Annotated in this window: 14 protein-coding genes; 11 read left to right on the top strand and 3 right to left on the bottom strand. The window is 60.4% G+C overall.

Features of this window, described 5'->3' with window-relative positions:
- The first annotated feature begins 59 nt into the window (after window positions 1–59).
- The 3 genes from dnaQ (at window position 60) to AC1D1M_RS03280 (ending at window position 3,827) form a co-directional block, all read left to right on the top strand.
- Window positions 60–818: a DNA polymerase III subunit epsilon gene (gene dnaQ / locus AC1D1M_RS03290; protein ID WP_477774508.1), complete on the top strand. Its 759-nt coding sequence runs from the start codon at window positions 60–62 to the stop codon at window positions 816–818.
- A 124-nt stretch (window positions 819–942) separates the two neighbouring features.
- On the top strand, window positions 943–3,198 hold the full coding sequence (locus AC1D1M_RS03285) for an Orn/Lys/Arg family decarboxylase (protein ID WP_477774507.1): 2,256 nt from the start codon (window positions 943–945) through the stop codon (window positions 3,196–3,198).
- A gap of 14 nt (window positions 3,199–3,212) precedes the next feature.
- Window positions 3,213–3,827: a GNAT family N-acetyltransferase gene (locus tag AC1D1M_RS03280; protein WP_477774506.1), complete on the top strand. Its 615-nt coding sequence runs from the start codon at window positions 3,213–3,215 to the stop codon at window positions 3,825–3,827.
- On the opposite strand, the gene AC1D1M_RS03275 is transcribed toward AC1D1M_RS03280, so the two are convergent.
- Both AC1D1M_RS03275 and AC1D1M_RS03270 read right to left on the bottom strand, forming a co-directional pair.
- A complete protein-coding gene (locus tag AC1D1M_RS03275; RefSeq protein ID WP_477774505.1) occupies window positions 3,793–4,686 on the bottom strand; it encodes a LysR substrate-binding domain-containing protein in 894 nt (297 codons plus the stop codon). The genes AC1D1M_RS03280 and AC1D1M_RS03275 overlap by 35 nt on opposite strands.
- An 88-nt stretch (window positions 4,687–4,774) precedes the next feature.
- Complete coding sequence (locus tag AC1D1M_RS03270) at window positions 4,775–5,002, bottom strand: hypothetical protein (RefSeq protein ID WP_477774504.1); 228 nt, start codon at window positions 5,000–5,002, stop codon at window positions 4,775–4,777.
- A gap of 175 nt (window positions 5,003–5,177) precedes the next feature.
- Between AC1D1M_RS03270 and AC1D1M_RS03265 the strand changes: the two genes are divergently transcribed.
- The gene (locus AC1D1M_RS03265; protein ID WP_477774503.1) at window positions 5,178–5,738 is read left to right on the top strand and encodes an NADPH-dependent FMN reductase; all 561 of its coding nucleotides are present in this window, start codon (window positions 5,178–5,180) and stop codon (window positions 5,736–5,738) included.
- 108 nt (window positions 5,739–5,846) lie between these two features.
- On the opposite strand, the gene AC1D1M_RS03260 is transcribed toward AC1D1M_RS03265, so the two are convergent.
- The gene (locus AC1D1M_RS03260) at window positions 5,847–6,797 is read right to left on the bottom strand and encodes a DUF1853 family protein (RefSeq protein ID WP_477774502.1); all 951 of its coding nucleotides are present in this window, start codon (window positions 6,795–6,797) and stop codon (window positions 5,847–5,849) included.
- A gap of 117 nt (window positions 6,798–6,914) precedes the next feature.
- Between AC1D1M_RS03260 and AC1D1M_RS03255 the strand changes: the two genes are divergently transcribed.
- The 7 genes from AC1D1M_RS03255 (at window position 6,915) to AC1D1M_RS03225 (ending at window position 15,607) form a co-directional block, all read left to right on the top strand.
- The gene (locus AC1D1M_RS03255; protein ID WP_008016128.1) at window positions 6,915–7,805 is read left to right on the top strand and encodes an NAD(+) kinase; all 891 of its coding nucleotides are present in this window, start codon (window positions 6,915–6,917) and stop codon (window positions 7,803–7,805) included.
- The gene (locus AC1D1M_RS03250) at window positions 7,802–8,776 is read left to right on the top strand and encodes a metallophosphoesterase (RefSeq protein WP_477774650.1); all 975 of its coding nucleotides are present in this window, start codon (window positions 7,802–7,804) and stop codon (window positions 8,774–8,776) included. Before AC1D1M_RS03255 ends, AC1D1M_RS03250 begins: the two co-directional genes overlap by 4 nt.
- Entirely contained in the window at window positions 8,773–9,642 is an 870-nt protein-coding gene (locus AC1D1M_RS03245) for a rhomboid family intramembrane serine protease (protein ID WP_477774501.1), read from the top strand. Before AC1D1M_RS03250 ends, AC1D1M_RS03245 begins: the two co-directional genes overlap by 4 nt.
- 32 nt (window positions 9,643–9,674) lie before the next feature.
- On the top strand, window positions 9,675–9,935 hold the full coding sequence (locus tag AC1D1M_RS03240) for a YeaC family protein (RefSeq protein WP_008016131.1): 261 nt from the start codon (window positions 9,675–9,677) through the stop codon (window positions 9,933–9,935).
- Window positions 9,932–10,762, top strand: a complete 831-nt coding sequence (locus AC1D1M_RS03235) for a DUF2797 domain-containing protein (RefSeq protein WP_477774500.1) — start codon at window positions 9,932–9,934, stop codon at window positions 10,760–10,762. The genes AC1D1M_RS03240 and AC1D1M_RS03235 overlap by 4 nt, the downstream gene beginning before the upstream one ends.
- 10 nt (window positions 10,763–10,772) lie before the next feature.
- The gene (gene pepN / locus AC1D1M_RS03230; RefSeq protein ID WP_477774499.1) at window positions 10,773–13,430 is read left to right on the top strand and encodes an aminopeptidase N; all 2,658 of its coding nucleotides are present in this window, start codon (window positions 10,773–10,775) and stop codon (window positions 13,428–13,430) included.
- Window positions 13,431–14,554: 1,124 nt separating this feature from the next.
- Window positions 14,555–15,607, top strand: coding sequence for a WD40/YVTN/BNR-like repeat-containing protein (locus AC1D1M_RS03225; protein ID WP_477774498.1), 1,053 nt, complete (start codon window positions 14,555–14,557; stop codon window positions 15,605–15,607).
- Window positions 15,608–15,633: the final 26 nt, after the last annotated feature.

Genomic DNA, 15,633 nt, shown 5'->3' with positions numbered 1-15,633 from the left:
ACGGGGACCGTGTTAATATCGCGGCTTTTGCCCGAACACCGATTGAGAGCTGAGCACTGATGGCCACCAGATCCGTTGTACTCGACACCGAAACCACCGGCATGCCGGTGACCGACGGCCACCGGATTATTGAAATCGGTTGTGTCGAGTTGATCGGCCGTCGCCTGACGGGCCGGCACTTTCACGTGTACCTGCAACCCGATCGCGAAAGTGACGAGGGCGCCATCGGCGTCCACGGTATCACCAACGAATTCCTCGTGGGCAAGCCGCGTTTTGCCGAGGTGGCTGAAGAGTTCTTCGAGTTCATCAAGGGCGCGCAGCTGATCATCCATAACGCGGCGTTCGACGTTGGCTTCATCAACAACGAATTTGCCCTGATGGGCCAGCAGGACCGCGCGGACATCACGCAACACTGCACGATCCTCGACACCCTGATGATGGCCCGGGAACGTCACCCGGGGCAGCGCAACAGCCTCGACGCCTTGTGCAAGCGCTACGGTGTTGACAACTCCGGCCGTGAACTACACGGCGCCTTGCTCGACTCCGAGATTCTTGCCGACGTCTACCTGACCATGACCGGGGGGCAGACCAGCCTGTCCCTGGCCGGTAACGCCTCCGATGGCAATGGCTCCGGTGAAGGGGCGGACAATTCGGCCACCGAGATCCGCCGTTTGCCGGCCGACCGCCAGCCAACGCGCATCATCCGCGCCAGCGAAGATGACCTGGCCCGCCACGCGGCGCGCCTGGAAATCATCAGCAAATCCGCTGGTGCTCCGGCGTTGTGGGTGCAACTGGCCGAGGCTGAAGCTCAGGCTTGACCCTTTCGGAAAAAGGGACACCTTGTGATCCATTTCAGGGCATCCCGCTCGCTACATCCGCTGCAACACTCTACCCTGAGGTGATTGGCAGGCTCTGGTCTGCCGCCTCAGGACACTGAGCCTCATGTATAAAGATTTGAAATTCCCGGTCCTGATTGTCCATCGCGACATCAAGGCCGACAGCGTTGCCGGCGACCGCGTGCGGGGGATTGCCCGGGAGCTGGAGCAGGAAGGGTTCAGCGTCGTTTCGGCGGTGGACTACACCGAAGGGCGACTGGTGGCGTCGACTTACCATGGCCTGTCTTGCATGTTGATTGCGTCTGAGGACGCCAGCACCCATTCCCATTTGTTGCAAAACATGGCCGAACTGATTGGTCTGGCGCGGGTGCGTGCACCGGATCTACCGATCTTTGCCCTGGGCGAAAAAGTGACCCTGGAAAACGCGCCTGCAGACGCCATGGCCGAGCTCAATCAGTTGCGCGGCATTCTTTACCTGTTTGAAGACACGGTGCCCTTTCTCGCCCGACAGGTGGCCCGCGCCGCGCGCAAATACCTTGATGGCCTGTTGCCGCCGTTTTTCAAGGCCTTGGTGCAACACACGGCGGATTCCAACTATTCCTGGCACACCCCCGGTCACGGCGGTGGCGTGGCGTATCACAAAAGTCCGGTCGGGCAGGCGTTTCACCAGTTTTTCGGGGAAAACACTTTGCGCTCGGACCTTTCGGTGTCGGTGCCGGAGCTCGGCTCCTTGCTCGATCACACCGGCCCCCTGGCTGAAGCCGAGGCCCGTGCAGCACGCAATTTCGGCGCCGATCACACCTTTTTCGTGATCAATGGTACGTCCACGGCCAACAAGATTGTCTGGCATTCGGTGGTCGCTCGCGATGATCTGGTGCTGGTGGATCGCAATTGCCATAAGTCGGTGCTGCACTCGATCATCATGACCGGCGCCATACCGCTGTACTTGTGTCCGGAGCGTAATGAGCTGGGAATCATCGGCCCGATTCCCCTGAGCGAGTTCAGCCGCGAATCGATCCAGGCCAAGATCGACGCCAGTCCGCTGACCAAGGGGCGATCACCGAAGGTCAAACTCGCGGTGGTGACCAATTCGACGTATGACGGCCTCTGCTACAACGCCGAGCTGATCAGGCAGCAACTGGGCAATAGCGTTGAGGTGTTGCACTTCGACGAGGCCTGGTACGCCTATGCGGCGTTTCATGAGTTTTTTGCCGGGCGCTACGGTATGGGCACGTCCCGTGATGAAGGCAGCCCGCTGGTGTTTACCACTCATTCCACCCACAAATTGCTGGCGGCTTTCAGTCAGGCGTCGATGATTCATGTGCGCGATGGCGGGGCACGGCAACTGGATCGGGATCGCTTCAACGAAGCATTCATGATGCACATATCGACCTCGCCGCAGTACGGCATCATCGCCTCGCTGGATGTGGCTTCGGCGATGATGGAAGGTCCGGCCGGGCGCTCGCTGCTGCAGGAAATGTTCGACGAAGCCTTGAGTTTTCGCCGGGCGCTGGCCAATTTGCGCCAGCACATTGCCGCGGATGACTGGTGGTTTTCGATCTGGCAACCGCCGTCGGCGGAAGGCATCGAGCGGGTCGTCACCGAGGACTGGTTGTTGCAACCCGATGCCGACTGGCACGGCTTTGGCGGCGTGACCGACGATTATGTGTTGCTCGACCCGATCAAGGTCACGCTGGTGATGCCGGGATTGACAGCCGGTGGCGCCCTCAGCGAGCGAGGTATTCCGGCGGCGGTGGTCAGCAAGTTCCTTTGGGAACGCGGCCTGGTCGTCGAAAAGACCGGGCTGTATTCGTTCCTGGTGTTGTTTTCCATGGGCATCACCAAGGGCAAATGGAGCACGCTGCTCACCGAATTGCTGGAATTCAAGCGCAGTTATGACGCCAACGTCAGTCTGGCCAGTTGTCTGCCCTGCGTGGCGCAAGAAAATGTCGCGCGCTATCAGGGCATGGGCCTGCGTGATTTATGCGACCAGTTACATGCCTGTTACCGCAGCAATGCCACGGCCAGGCACCTTAAGCGCATGTATACCGTACTGCCGGAAGTCGCGATGAAGCCGGCGGACGCCTATGATCAATTGGTGCGGGGTGAAGTCGAAGCCGTGTCGATCGATGCGCTGGACGGGCGGATCGCCGCGGTGATGCTGGTGCCGTATCCGCCCGGCATTCCGCTGATCATGCCGGGCGAGCGTTTTACCGAGTCGACCCGTTCGATCATCGATTACCTGGCGTTTGCCCGCACTTTCGATAGCAGTTTCCCGGGGTTCGTTGCTGATGTGCACGGATTGCAACATGAAGATCAGGGCAGTGGACGGTGCTACACCGTCGATTGCATCAAGGAATGAGGACCTTTCCCAGTATGCAGCCGGTTATAAATCCGATTTATCCAGGGTTGTCGGTACGGGTTGCCGACGAGGGTTTTGCCGCCTATATCTGGGGCAGTGATTTCAGTTTCGAAGTCGCAGCCTACGGTGCGGCCGAAATAGGTACGCCGGTGGCTCAGTGGCCGGTCACCCCGATCACGCCATATCGCAAGTGTTACGGCATCGACCCCGAGGAATTCATCAGCTTTCGCGATGCTGCCGACAGCGCGATTTTCATGGCCTATCTGGATGACCAACCCGTGGGGCATCTGGTGGTCAGCACCAACTGGAACGGCTTTGCCCATATCGACGAACTGGCGGTGCATGCACCGGCTCGACGGCATGGCGTGGCCAAGGCCCTGCTGGATGTGGCGCAATTCTGGAGCCGCAAGAAAAAACTCCCCGGCATCATGCTCGAAACCCAGAACAACAATCTCGGGGCTTGCAGGCTCTATGAGCGCTGCGGTTACGTGATTGGCGGGATCGACCACCTGCGCTATCGCGGCATCGATCCGAACACCGCCGAAGTGGCGCTGTTCTGGTATCGACTGTTCAAAAATCCGCTGGAAAACCCGCTCAGCTCGTCAGCATCGCCGCGGCTTGTTCCGTGACGATGGCCAGCAAGGCCTGAACCGCCGGAGACGGTTCGACGTTTTTCAGGAACAGGGCGTAGAGACTGATCGGCACGGCTGGCGCCAGCGGGCAGGTGTCCAGTCCCGAGGCCTTGGCGCCGAGGGCGGTGAAGGGGTCGACGATGGCCAGGCCTTCACCGGCCTCGACCATGCTGCGCATCATCTGATGCGTCTGGACCCGGGTCTGAATCACCGGAGCAGGGCGCAAGCCGTGCAGTTTGTTTTCCAGTGCCGGACTCAGCGGGTCGTGCCCCTCCAGGCCGATCATCGATTGACCGGCCAGATCCTGCAGTGAAATGTATTTCTGTTTCGGTTGCAGCCAGCCATGGGGCGCGAGCAATTGAAGTTTGCCCTGGGCAATCACCTGGCAATCGAGGTCGGCGTGATCGGGGTCGTGCAGGCTCAGCCCCAGATCGCTTTCACGCAGCAGCAGGCTTCTGACGATGTCGCGCGTGGGCTGGCTCAGCAGTGTGCAAGGCGCGTCGGGCAGGCGTCGGCGCAGGGCGGCGATGCTGTGTGGCAACAATTGGTTGGCCAGAGGCGGGGTGCAGATGATGCGCAGCGGCGGCGCCAGGTATTGCCTGAGGCTGTTGGCCAGGCGCTGCACGGGTTCGAGCGCGTCGTAGACCCGGGCAATTTCCACCTGCAACTCCCGCGCTTCGCGGGTGGCCTGTAATCGTCCGCGCACGCTGGCGAACAACATGAAACCCAACTGATCCTCGGCGTCGCGCAGCAATCGCTCGACTTCGGCCACCGGCAACTGCAGCCACTCGGCGGCGGTGCCCAGGTGACCGGTCTGCAAGAGCGCCTGGATCACTTCGATATGGCGTAAGCGCATGCGTGAAGTCCATGTTCAGCAGGTGGAGGAGTCAGTGGCTGAATCCTACCCCAAGTCCGCGCATATGACTTCTGCTCATAACGACGGGTTATGAAACGCTGGCGGTTTGCGGTTCGCGGGTAATGGTCACGCCGGTTTGCACCAGCATGAATTCATTGTTGTCGACCTTGTTGACGCGGTCGCCAATGGCCAGCTTGTAGGTGGTGACAGGCCCGGAACCGTCTGCCGCCGGGGTGGAGTCCTGGAACTCGTGCACCGAGTAAATACGGCCTTCCGCGTCTCTTGCATGGAACTGACCGACGAGTACTGCTGCCATCTGCTTAGAACCTCTGGAGATAAATCGCTCAATTTGCGGCTCTGTAGACCGTGCTTGGGCGAGGTAAGTTTTCCTACAGGAAAAAAATAGTCAGGGACGGCATTTTCAGTCGCCCGCTGCTTGAATCGTCATCTATAACTACAAGCTCTTCATATCGGACAGTCGAGAATCTCCCATGAGCAACGTCTATACGATCGCCGTCTTGGTCGGCAGCTTGAGAAAGGAATCGATCAACCGCAAGGTCGCACGGGCTTTGGTAGAACTGGCGCCGGCCAATCTCAAGCTGAACATCGTCGAAATTGGCGATCTGCCGCTCTATAACGAAGACATCGATGGCGCTTCACCGCCGGCAGCCTACAGCACTTTCCGACAACAGGTGAGTTCATCCGACGCGGTGCTGTTCGTGACCCCGGAATACAACCGATCGGTGCCGGCGCCGTTGAAAAATGCGATTGACGTCGGTTCTCGCCCTTATGGCAAGAGTTCGTGGAATGGCAAGCCCGGTGCCGTTATCAGTGCTTCGCCGGGGGCCGTCGGCGGGTTTGGTGCCAACCACAACCTGCGTCAATCCATGGTGTTTCTCAATGTGCCGATGATGCAGCAGCCGGAGGCCTATCTGGGGAACGCCGGTTCGGCATTCGACGAGGCGGGCAAGCTGTCAGAGTCGGTCAAGCCGTTCCTGCAAAAATTCATCAATGCCTATGGGCAATGGGTCGAGCAGCACAAGAAAGTTTGATGCTCATTGGCCAGCGCTTTGTCCTGCCAGGCGCTGGATAACCGGCGATGCGGTTTTCTCTTTAGCTCGTGTTGACCCCATCGCGAGCAGGCTCAGACATGGCAAAATTCAGGCATTACCCGGCACATTCGGCCAAAGATCCGCCACCAGAAACAATCGCTCGGCCTCTTCCCAGTCGCCGCTGGCATTTTCCGTCAGGCGCACCAGCAATTGTGCCGGCGCCAGCGGGTCCAGGTCATTGAGCCACGCCTGCATCTGTCCGGGGTTCCAGGTGTGCTCCGCCGAGTAATGCGCCGGCGCCAGCCAGGCGTGGCGGGGCAGGGGTTGCCAGCGACCGGGCGGGCTCTGGGCCAACAACGCCGGCCAATCCTTTTGATGCAGCCAGCGACCCCGCAAATGCTGCGGATGGGCACCCAATGGCGGGGCGGCCTGCCCAGGCCACGGGTACAGCAAATAACCTCCCAGCCACAAATGCGCGCTGAACGCCCGGATATCCAGCGCCGCCAGCACTTCACGGCTCTCGGGGCGCGCGGAAATCGGCAATTGATGCTGGCTCAGGTGCGCCAGTTTGCGGTCGAGCCGGTCGTGGCAGCCCGGGCCCAGCCACTGGGCGGTGTCGCGCCCGTCGCCGGATTGCGGGCCGAGGTAGAGCTTGATCGCCAGTTCCAGGTGATGCACACCGTCGCGGTCGCGCAGCAGCATGTCCAGTTCACCCAGGGTGTGCCCCTCGCGGCGAATCGGCATGTTGGCGGCAATCAGTTCAATGCCGGGTGCATGTTGCACGGCGAATTGCCAGAGGCGTTCGTAGTACAGGCCCAGACGCCGGGTCCGGGCCTGAGCCAGCCAGTGCAGCAGGCCATAACTGTCCCGATCCAGCTGCCGCAGCCAATGCTCCAGCCGATCCGGTGCCTGCACCCAGTCGCTGCCGGCCAGCGGGTGACGCTGCGGCCACGGGGTATCGTCCAGCATGGGTGGCGCGAGGATGACCCACGCCAGGTCACGCACTTCGGGATGGCGTAACTGATGGGGCAGGTGGAGCAAATCCGGAAATAGCATCATCTTGCGAGCATAGCCCGAAACCCGGGCACACCCTTGAAGCTGAAAGGATTTTGTCTACGGGCGGCTTTCGCCCATAATCGTGGTTTTCGCCGCCACGCAGATCCCCGCAGGAGCCCCATGGAGCAATTTCGCAATATCGGCATCATCGGTCGTCTGGGCAGTTCCCAGGTGCTGGATACCGTCCGCCGACTGAAACGGTTTCTGCTCGATCGTCACCTGCACGTGATCCTCGAAGACACCATCGCCGAAGTGCTGCCAGGGCACGGCCTGCAAACCTCGTCACGCAAGATGCTCGGCGAAGTCTGCGACATGGTCATTGTGGTCGGTGGTGACGGCAGCCTGCTCGGTGCTGCCCGGGCATTGGCCAAGCACAATATTCCGGTGCTCGGCATCAACCGCGGCAGCCTGGGCTTCCTCACCGACATCCGTCCCGATGAGCTGGAAACCAAGGTCGCCGAAGTACTGGATGGCCACTATCTGGTGGAAAACCGCTTCCTGTTGCAGGCCGAAGTCCGTCGCCACGGCGAGGCCATCGGCCAGGGCGATGCACTGAATGACGTGGTGCTGCACCCTGGCAAATCCACGCGAATGATCGAGTTCGAGTTGTACATCGACGGCCAGTTCGTCTGCAGCCAGAAGGCTGACGGCCTGATCGTCGCAACACCGACCGGTTCCACGGCTTATGCGCTGTCCGCCGGTGGGCCGATCATGCATCCCAAGCTCGACGCTATTGTGATTGTGCCGATGTACCCCCATACCTTGTCGGGTAGACCGATTGTGGTCGATGGCAACAGTGAGCTGAAAATCGTCGTGTCCAAGGATATGCAGATTTACCCGCAAGTCTCGTGTGACGGGCAGAACCACTTTACCTGCGCGCCCGGCGACACTATTACCGTCAGCAAGAAAGCCCAGAAACTGCGGCTGATTCACCCGCTTGACCACAACTACTATGAAGTCTGTCGGACCAAGCTCGGCTGGGGCAGCAAGTTGGGGGGTGGAGGCGACTGATGCTCGATCCCGCGCGTAGCTACGACCTGATCGGTGACGTGCACGGTTGCGCTCTGACCCTGGAGCACTTGCTCGACCGACTTGGTTATCACAAGCAGGGTGGCGTTTGGCGGCACGCGTCGCGCATGGCGGTATTCGTCGGCGATATCATCGACCGCGGCCCGCGGATTCGTGAGGCACTGCACATCGTCCACGACATGGTCGAGGCCGGTCAGGCGCTGTGCATCATGGGCAACCACGAGTTCAATGCGCTGGGCTGGAGCACGCCGGCGTTGCCCGGCAGCGGCAAGCAGTTCGTGCGCGAACACACCCCGCGCCATGCCCGCCTGCTGCATGAAACCCTGACCCAGTTCGAACACCATCCGGGTGACTGGCACGACTTCCAGCAATGGTTCTACAAGTTGCCATTGTTCGTTGATGCCGGGCGTTTTCGCGTGGTCCACGCCTGTTGGGACGCCGGTCTGATCGAGCCATTGCGGGCGTTGTTCCCCAACGGTTGCGTCGACGAGCATTTTCTTCAGGCGTCGGCGGAGTCGGGTTCGTTTGCCTGCACCGTATTCGACCGGCTGCTGCGCGGCACGGACATGCGCTTGCCCCATGGCCTGACCATGACCAGCGGCGACGGCCTGGTGCGTTCGTTCTTCCGCACCAAGTTCTGGGAAGACGATCCGAAAACCTACGGCGACATCGTGTTCCAGCCCGATGCACTGCCGGAACCCGTGGCCCGGACGCCGCTGACATCTACCGAAAAGAACAGTTTGCTGCGCTATGGCATCGATGAGCCGTTGTTGTTCGTCGGCCATTACTGGCGCAGCGGCAAGCCGGCACCGATCCGGCCGAACCTGGCCTGTCTGGATTACAGCGCGGTGCTCTACGGCAAACTGGTTGCCTACCGACTGGATCAGGAAACCCGCCTGGATCCGCATAAATTCGTCTGGGTCGATGTCGAGCGGCCGGAGGTGCTGCAATGAGTGCTGTAGCGGTATTGCGTCTGCCATTGGCGGTGGACTTGAGCGGGTTCGTCACCCTGCTCAAGCGCATGCAAGTGCCCCATCGGGTCAGTGAAGAGGCAGGCGAACAGGTGCTGTGGGTGCCCGACAACATCAGTGAAGACGTGCGCGCGCTGTACGAACGTTTTCCGGCGGGCGATCCTGACCAACAGCTGGACATTCCGCTGGCACAGACCGTCACGCGTCCGGGGTTCGTCGAGCAGTTGAAGTACGCCAGGGCCACTGCGCTAGTGCTGCTGCTGAGCCTGATTGTCGGCGCGGTGACCATGCTCGGCGACAACCTTGAAACGATGCGCTGGCTGACCTTCCTCGAATTCCGCGTGGTCGGCGAGTACCTCCACTTCACGCCACTGGCCGACAGTCTGGCGGCGGGGCAGTGGTGGCGCCTGTTCACGCCGATGCTGATTCACTTCGGCATCCTGCATCTGGCGATGAACGGCATGTGGTACTGGGAACTGGGGCGGCGCATCGAGTCGCGCCAGGGCAGTATCAACCTGATCGGCCTGACCTTGCTGTTCAGCCTGGTGTCCAACTACGCCCAGTATTACTTCAGCGGCCCGACCCTGTTCGGCGGTTTGTCCGGCGTACTGTACGGTCTTCTCGGGCATTGCTGGATCTTCCAGTTGCTGGCGCCGAACCCGGCTTATCGCCTGCCGCGAGGCGTGCTGGTGATGATGCTGGTGTGGTTGCTGCTGTGCCTGTCCGGGCTGGTCTCGATGATCGGCTTCGGCGAAATTGCCAACGCGGCCCACGTCAGCGGGTTACTCATCGGATGCTTCACCGGTTTGTTGGGCGGTTTGTATAACCGCCGTAAACTGGCCGCCTAATTCAGAACCTGCAATGAAGAGACGGAGACTCAATGTCCTCTTTTAACGAAATGATCAAGAACATCACCGCCGATATCTACGAGAGCCTGAAACTGGCCGTGGAAATCGGCAAATGGTCCGACGGTGGCAAACTCACCGCCGAACAACGCGAGCTGTCGCTGCAGGCGATGATCGCCTGGGAAATCCAGAACCTGCCCGAGGACCAGCGTACCGGCTACATGGGGCCGCAGGAATGCGCCTCGAAGTCGATCGAAGTGCCGAACATTCTGTTCAAGTCGGATGCCATCCATTGATCGAGATTGGCCGCGGTGCAATCAGCAAAATGTCGGCACGCCTGGACGGGCCGAACGTGCAATACGCTTTCCGTCTGGGCGAAACCGAGGTCCCGGTCAATCCGTTGATCGGCACCACGGTACGCCTGGAATACCTGGGTGCGATCCACTGCATCCATTGCGGACGCAAGACCAAAACCAGTTTCAGCCAGGGTTACTGCTACCCGTGCATGACCAAACTGGCCCAGTGCGACGTGTGCATCATGAGCCCGGAACGCTGCCACTTCGACGCCGGCACCTGCCGCGAGCCGGAATGGGGCGAAAAATTCTGCATGACCGATCACGTGGTGTACCTGGCCAACTCGTCGGGGGTGAAAGTCGGGATTACCCGTGCCACCCAGTTGCCGACCCGCTGGCTCGACCAGGGTGCGAGCCAGGCCTTGCCGATCATGCGCGTATCGACCCGACAACAGTCCGGTTTCGTCGAGGATCTGTTCCGTAGCCAGGTGGCCGACAAGACCAATTGGCGTGCTTTACTCAAGGGCGATGCGGCGGCGGTGAACCTGGCCGAGGTTCGCGATCACCTGTTCGACAGCTGCGCTGAAGGCTTGCTGGGCTTGCAGGAACGATTTGGCTTGCAGGCGATCCAGCCGGTTACCGATGTCGAGCCGCTGGAAATCCGCTACCCGGTCGAGCAATACCCGGCGAAGATTGTCAGCTTCAACCTGGACAAGAACCCGATTGCCGAAGGCACGCTGATGGGGGTCAAGGGCCAATACCTGATCTTCGACACCGGCGTGATCAATATTCGTAAATACACGGCTTACCAGCTCGCCGTGCATCAGTAAGGACTCCAGCATGCGCACCGAACAACCGAAGATGATTTACCTGAAGGACTATCAGGCGCCCGAGTACCTGATCGACGAAACGCACCTGACCTTCGAGTTGTACGAGGACCACAGCCTGGTCCATGCGCAACTGGTGATGCGCCGCAACCCCGAGCGTGGCCCGGGCCTGCCGCCGCTGGTGCTCGACGGCCAGCAGCTGGAACTGCTGTCGGTCACTTTGGCCGATCAGGAGCTTTCTGCAGCGCAGTACCAGCTGACCGAGAATCACCTGACCCTGCACCCGACCAGCACCACCTTCACGGTCGACACCAGCGTCAGGATTCACCCGGAAACCAACACCGCGCTGGAAGGCCTGTACAAGTCCGGCACGATGTTCTGCACCCAATGCGAGGCCGAAGGCTTTCGCAAGATCACCTATTACCTCGACCGCCCGGACGTGATGAGCACCTTCACCACCACGGTCGTCGCCGAGCAGCACAGTTATCCGGTGCTGCTGTCCAACGGCAACCCGATTGCTTCCGGTCCCGGCGAAGAGGGCCGGCACTGGGCGACCTGGGAAGACCCGTTCAAGAAACCTGCGTACCTGTTTGCGCTGGTGGCCGGTGACCTGTGGTGCGTCGAAGACAGCTTCACCACCATGAGCGAGCGCAACGTGGCGCTGCGCATTTATGTCGAGCCGGAAAACATCGACAAGTGCCAGCACGCCATGAACAGCCTGAAGAAATCCATGCGCTGGGACGAGGAGGTCTACGGTCGCGAGTACGATCTGGACATCTTCATGATCGTCGCCGTGAACGACTTCAACATGGGCGCCATGGAGAACAAGGGCCTCAACATCTTCAACTCCAGCGCCGTGCTGGCCAAGGCTGAAACCGCCACCGACGCCGCGCACCAGCGGGTCGAGGCGATCGTCGCCCACGAATACTTCCACAACTGGTCGGGCAACCGCGTGACCTGCCGCGACTGGTTCCAGCTGTCGCTCAAGGAAGGCTTCACCGTGTTCCGCGATGCCGGTTTCTCCTCGGACATGAACTCGGCCACGGTCAAGCGCATCCAGGACGTGGCCTACCTGCGCACCCACCAGTTCGCCGAAGACGCCGGTCCCATGGCTCACGCCGTGCGCCCGGACAGCTTCATCGAGATATCCAACTTCTACACCCTGACCGTGTACGAAAAGGGCTCGGAAGTGGTCGGCATGATCCACACCTTGCTCGGTGCCGAAGGTTTCCGCAAAGGCAGCGACCTGTACTTCGAACGCCACGACGGCCAGGCCGTGACCTGCGATGACTTCATCAAGGCCATGGAAGATGCCAATGGTGTCGACCTGACCCAGTTCAAACGCTGGTACAGCCAGGCCGGTACTCCGCGCCTGGCGGTGAGCGAGTCCTTTGATGCGGCGGCAAAAACCTACAGCCTGACCTTCCGCCAGAGCTGCCCGGAAACCCCGGACAAGGTTGAAAAACTGCCGTTCGTGATCCCGGTCGAACTGGGTCTGCTGGATTCCAAAGGGGCAGCGATTGCCCTGCGTCTGTCCGGTGAGACTGCCGCGCAAGGCACCTCGCGGGTCATCTCCGTGACCGAAGCCGAGCAGACCTTCACCTTCGTCGACATCGCCGAACAACCGCTGCCATCGTTGCTGCGCGGCTTCTCGGCGCCGGTGAAGCTGAGCTTCCCGTACAACCGTGACCAGTTGATGTTCCTGATGCAGCACGACAGCGACGGCTTCAATCGTTGGGATGCCGGCCAGCAACTGTCGGTGCAGGTGCTGCAAGAGTTGATTGCCCAGCAGCAGAAGGGCGAAGCGCTGGTACTCGATCAGCGTCTGGTGTCCGCGCTGCGCACGGTGCTCTCGGATGAGTCGCTGGATCAAGCGATGGTCGCCGAAATGCTCTCGCTGCCAAGCGAGGCGTACCTTGCCGAGATCAGCGAAGTGGCGGATGTCGACGCCATTCACATCGCCCGCGAGTTTGCCCGCAAGCAACTGGCTGATGCGTTGTTCGAAGGTTTGTGGCTGCGTTATCAGGGCAATCGCGAACTGTCCAAGCAGACGCCGTACGTGGCCGAAGCCGAGCACTTCGCTCGCCGCGCGTTGCAGAACATCGCGTTGTCCTATCTGATGCTCAGCGGCAAGCCGGAAGTTGTGGCTGCGACTCTGGAGCAGTTCGATTCGTGCGACAACATGACCGAGCGCCTGACCGCACTTGCCGTGTTGGTCAATTCACCGTTCGAAGCCGAGAAGGCCAAGGCGCTGGCCAGCTTCGCCGAGCACTTCAAGGACAACCCGCTGGTCATGGACCAGTGGTTCAGCGTCCAGGCCGGCAGCGTGATGCCGGGTGGTTTGGCGCGGGTCAAGGCGTTGATGCAGCACCCGGCGTTCAACATCAAGAACCCGAACAAGGTGCGGGCGTTGGTCGGTGCGTTTGCCGGGCAGAACCTGATCAACTTCCACGCGGCCGATGGTTCCGGGTATCGCTTCCTGGCCGATCTGGTGATTGAGTTGAATGGCTTCAATCCGCAGATCGCTTCTCGCCAGTTGGCGCCTTTGACTCGCTGGCGCAAGTACGACAGTGCTCGTCAGGCTTTGATGAAAGGGGAGCTGGAGCGGATTCGGGCTTCGGGGCAGTTGTCCAGTGATGTGTTTGAAGTGGTCAGCAAGAGTTTGGCCTGAGTTTGTTGTTGACCTTGGCGGCCTTCGGGCCGACCAGGGGCATGGGTTGATTGAGTACATATCCGTTTCTTCGGTAATGGCGGCTTATGGTTTCGCCCTTACGGCGAGTCACTTTTTTTACAAGCGCCTAAAAAAAGTAACCAAAAAAACGCTCGCCCCGAACGTACGGCCCCTCGCCTAGGCTCGGCGTTCCTTCGCTCCGGTATTCATCCGGGGGCATTGCCCTCCGGTCGGCTTCGCTTCGACCTACATGCAATGAGTTCGACTGCGTCGAACGGCGCTACGCGCCAATCCCCGGATGAACACCTCCACTCAGCCTTCCGAGGGGGCGGGTGGATCAAGATCAAGAGCTGAAGGCGAGCTAACGCTCGGCCTGATGAGTGGTGAAGAGCGACGCGGTGGTTTGCGCTGCTCTGCCTTTGCTCTTCTGTGGGAGCGAGCTTGCTCGCGATGGCGGCCTGACAGCCGACCGAGTCCCATCTGGTTGAACCCGTTTTTTCAGAAACCTCTATCTGCTTTGGCTTTGGCTTTGGCTTTGGCTTTGGCTTTGGCTTTTGATCTGGCTTTTGATCTTTTGCCCCTTCGGCAGGCCGAGCGTAGGTGTTCATCAGGGGGTTAGGCGCGCAGCGCCGTTCGACGAAGTCGAACACATCGAGAGGAGGTCGTCGCGAAGCAGACCGGAGGCGATGCCCCATGATGGACACCGTAGCGAGGGAACACCGAGCCTTGGCGAGGTGCCGTACGTCGGGGCATAGCCTTTTGCTTACTTTTCGGCGTTTGGAAAAGTGAGTCGCTGTAAGAGCGAAACCGTCAGCAGCCGTTACCGCAGCAATGGATATGTACACCGAACACCGAACACCGAACACAACCACCCACCACCGAAACCGCAATCACCCCACCTGATACCCAACCATTCAGAACAACCCCCCATCCCCCCCGGTTAACAAAACATAACGTGGCGTCGATTGTCAGACATTAAAAAACACCGATAGGATAAGCCAGCTTCCGAAGGGGCTCTGGATTGCGGGTTTCAGGACTATGCTCTGAAACTGCCGGTCCAGGCACGAACCCTTGCGGCGCCCAGAAAGGTTGAACGACCTAACAATAATAATGGGGGAAGGTCTATGAGTGAGCCTGTCATGGGTGTGGGTATCTGCCGCCCGCCGGCATTACGCAAATTCGCGTTGCTGGCTACAGCGCTCTCGCTGTTGGGCTCTGCCATGCTGTCGGCACCTGCGCTGGCCGCGACGGCGCCAGCATCCGACGTTGTTTATTCCATTGAATCTGCCAAGGCTGCTAAAAGCCTGATGCTCGATGTCGTCCACGCCGGCAAGCGCTTGGTGGCGGTCGGGGATCGTGGGCACATCCTGTATTCCGATGACCAGGGTGCCACCTGGACCCAGGCCAAGGTCCCGACCCGGGCCCTGCTGACGTCGGTGTTCTTCGTCGACGACAAGCATGGCTGGGCCGTCGGTCATGACGCGCAGATCCTCGCCAGCGAGGACGGCGGCGCGACCTGGACCAGGCAATTCGAAGACCTGAAACGCGAATCGCCGCTGCTCGATGTCTGGTTCAAGGACGTCGACAGCGGCTTTGCTGTGGGCGCTTACGGCGCGCTGATGGAGACCACCGACGGTGGCAAGCATTGGGAAGATGCCAGCGACCGCCTGGACAACGAAGACCAGTACCACCTGAACGCGATTGCCGCGGTCAAGGACGCCGGGCTGTTCATCGTTGGCGAGCAGGGCAGCATGTTCCGCTCCGCGGACTGGGGCCAGACCTGGGAAAAACTCGAAGGTCCGTACGAAGGCTCGCTGTTCGGCGTGATCGGCACGGCGCAGCCTAATACGCTGCTGGCCTACGGACTGCGTGGCAACCTCTACCGTTCCACGGACTTCGGCACCACCTGGGAGCAAGTCGAGCTCCAGGCTGAACGTGGTGACCTGGAGTTCGGGCTGTCCGGCGGCACACTGCTCGACGATGGTTCCATTGTGATCGTCGGCAACGGCGGCTCGGTAATTCGCAGCAGCGACAATGGCGAAACCTTCAAGGTGGTCAACCGTCCGGACCGTATTTCCGTCTCGGCAGTGACTGCGGCAGGCAATGGCAATCTGGTTCTGGCAGGTCAGGGCGGCGTTCGCGTCACTTCGCCAAACGGCACTGAGCTTGGCAAATAAAAGCGGGCAAATGAGTCGAGCAAATA

The organism is Pseudomonas sp. P1_F7 (assembly GCF_056405655.1).
Note: the sequence above shows the minus strand (reverse complement) of the source record. Positions and strands in the feature narration are given on the sequence as shown.

Coding starts and splice junctions, on each gene's coding strand:
- dnaQ (WP_477774508.1), top strand. CDS start 60: ATGGCCACCAGATCCGTTGTACTCGACACCGAAACCACCGGCATGCCG.
- AC1D1M_RS03285 (WP_477774507.1), top strand. CDS start 943: ATGTATAAAGATTTGAAATTCCCGGTCCTGATTGTCCATCGCGACATC.
- AC1D1M_RS03280 (WP_477774506.1), top strand. CDS start 3,213: ATGCAGCCGGTTATAAATCCGATTTATCCAGGGTTGTCGGTACGGGTT.
- AC1D1M_RS03275 (WP_477774505.1), bottom strand. CDS start 4,686: ATGCGCTTACGCCATATCGAAGTGATCCAGGCGCTCTTGCAGACCGGT.
- AC1D1M_RS03270 (WP_477774504.1), bottom strand. CDS start 5,002: ATGGCAGCAGTACTCGTCGGTCAGTTCCATGCAAGAGACGCGGAAGGC.
- AC1D1M_RS03265 (WP_477774503.1), top strand. CDS start 5,178: ATGAGCAACGTCTATACGATCGCCGTCTTGGTCGGCAGCTTGAGAAAG.
- AC1D1M_RS03260 (WP_477774502.1), bottom strand. CDS start 6,797: ATGATGCTATTTCCGGATTTGCTCCACCTGCCCCATCAGTTACGCCAT.
- AC1D1M_RS03255 (WP_008016128.1), top strand. CDS start 6,915: ATGGAGCAATTTCGCAATATCGGCATCATCGGTCGTCTGGGCAGTTCC.
- AC1D1M_RS03245 (WP_477774501.1), top strand. CDS start 8,773: ATGAGTGCTGTAGCGGTATTGCGTCTGCCATTGGCGGTGGACTTGAGC.
- AC1D1M_RS03240 (WP_008016131.1), top strand. CDS start 9,675: ATGTCCTCTTTTAACGAAATGATCAAGAACATCACCGCCGATATCTAC.
- pepN (WP_477774499.1), top strand. CDS start 10,773: ATGCGCACCGAACAACCGAAGATGATTTACCTGAAGGACTATCAGGCG.
- AC1D1M_RS03225 (WP_477774498.1), top strand. CDS start 14,555: ATGAGTGAGCCTGTCATGGGTGTGGGTATCTGCCGCCCGCCGGCATTA.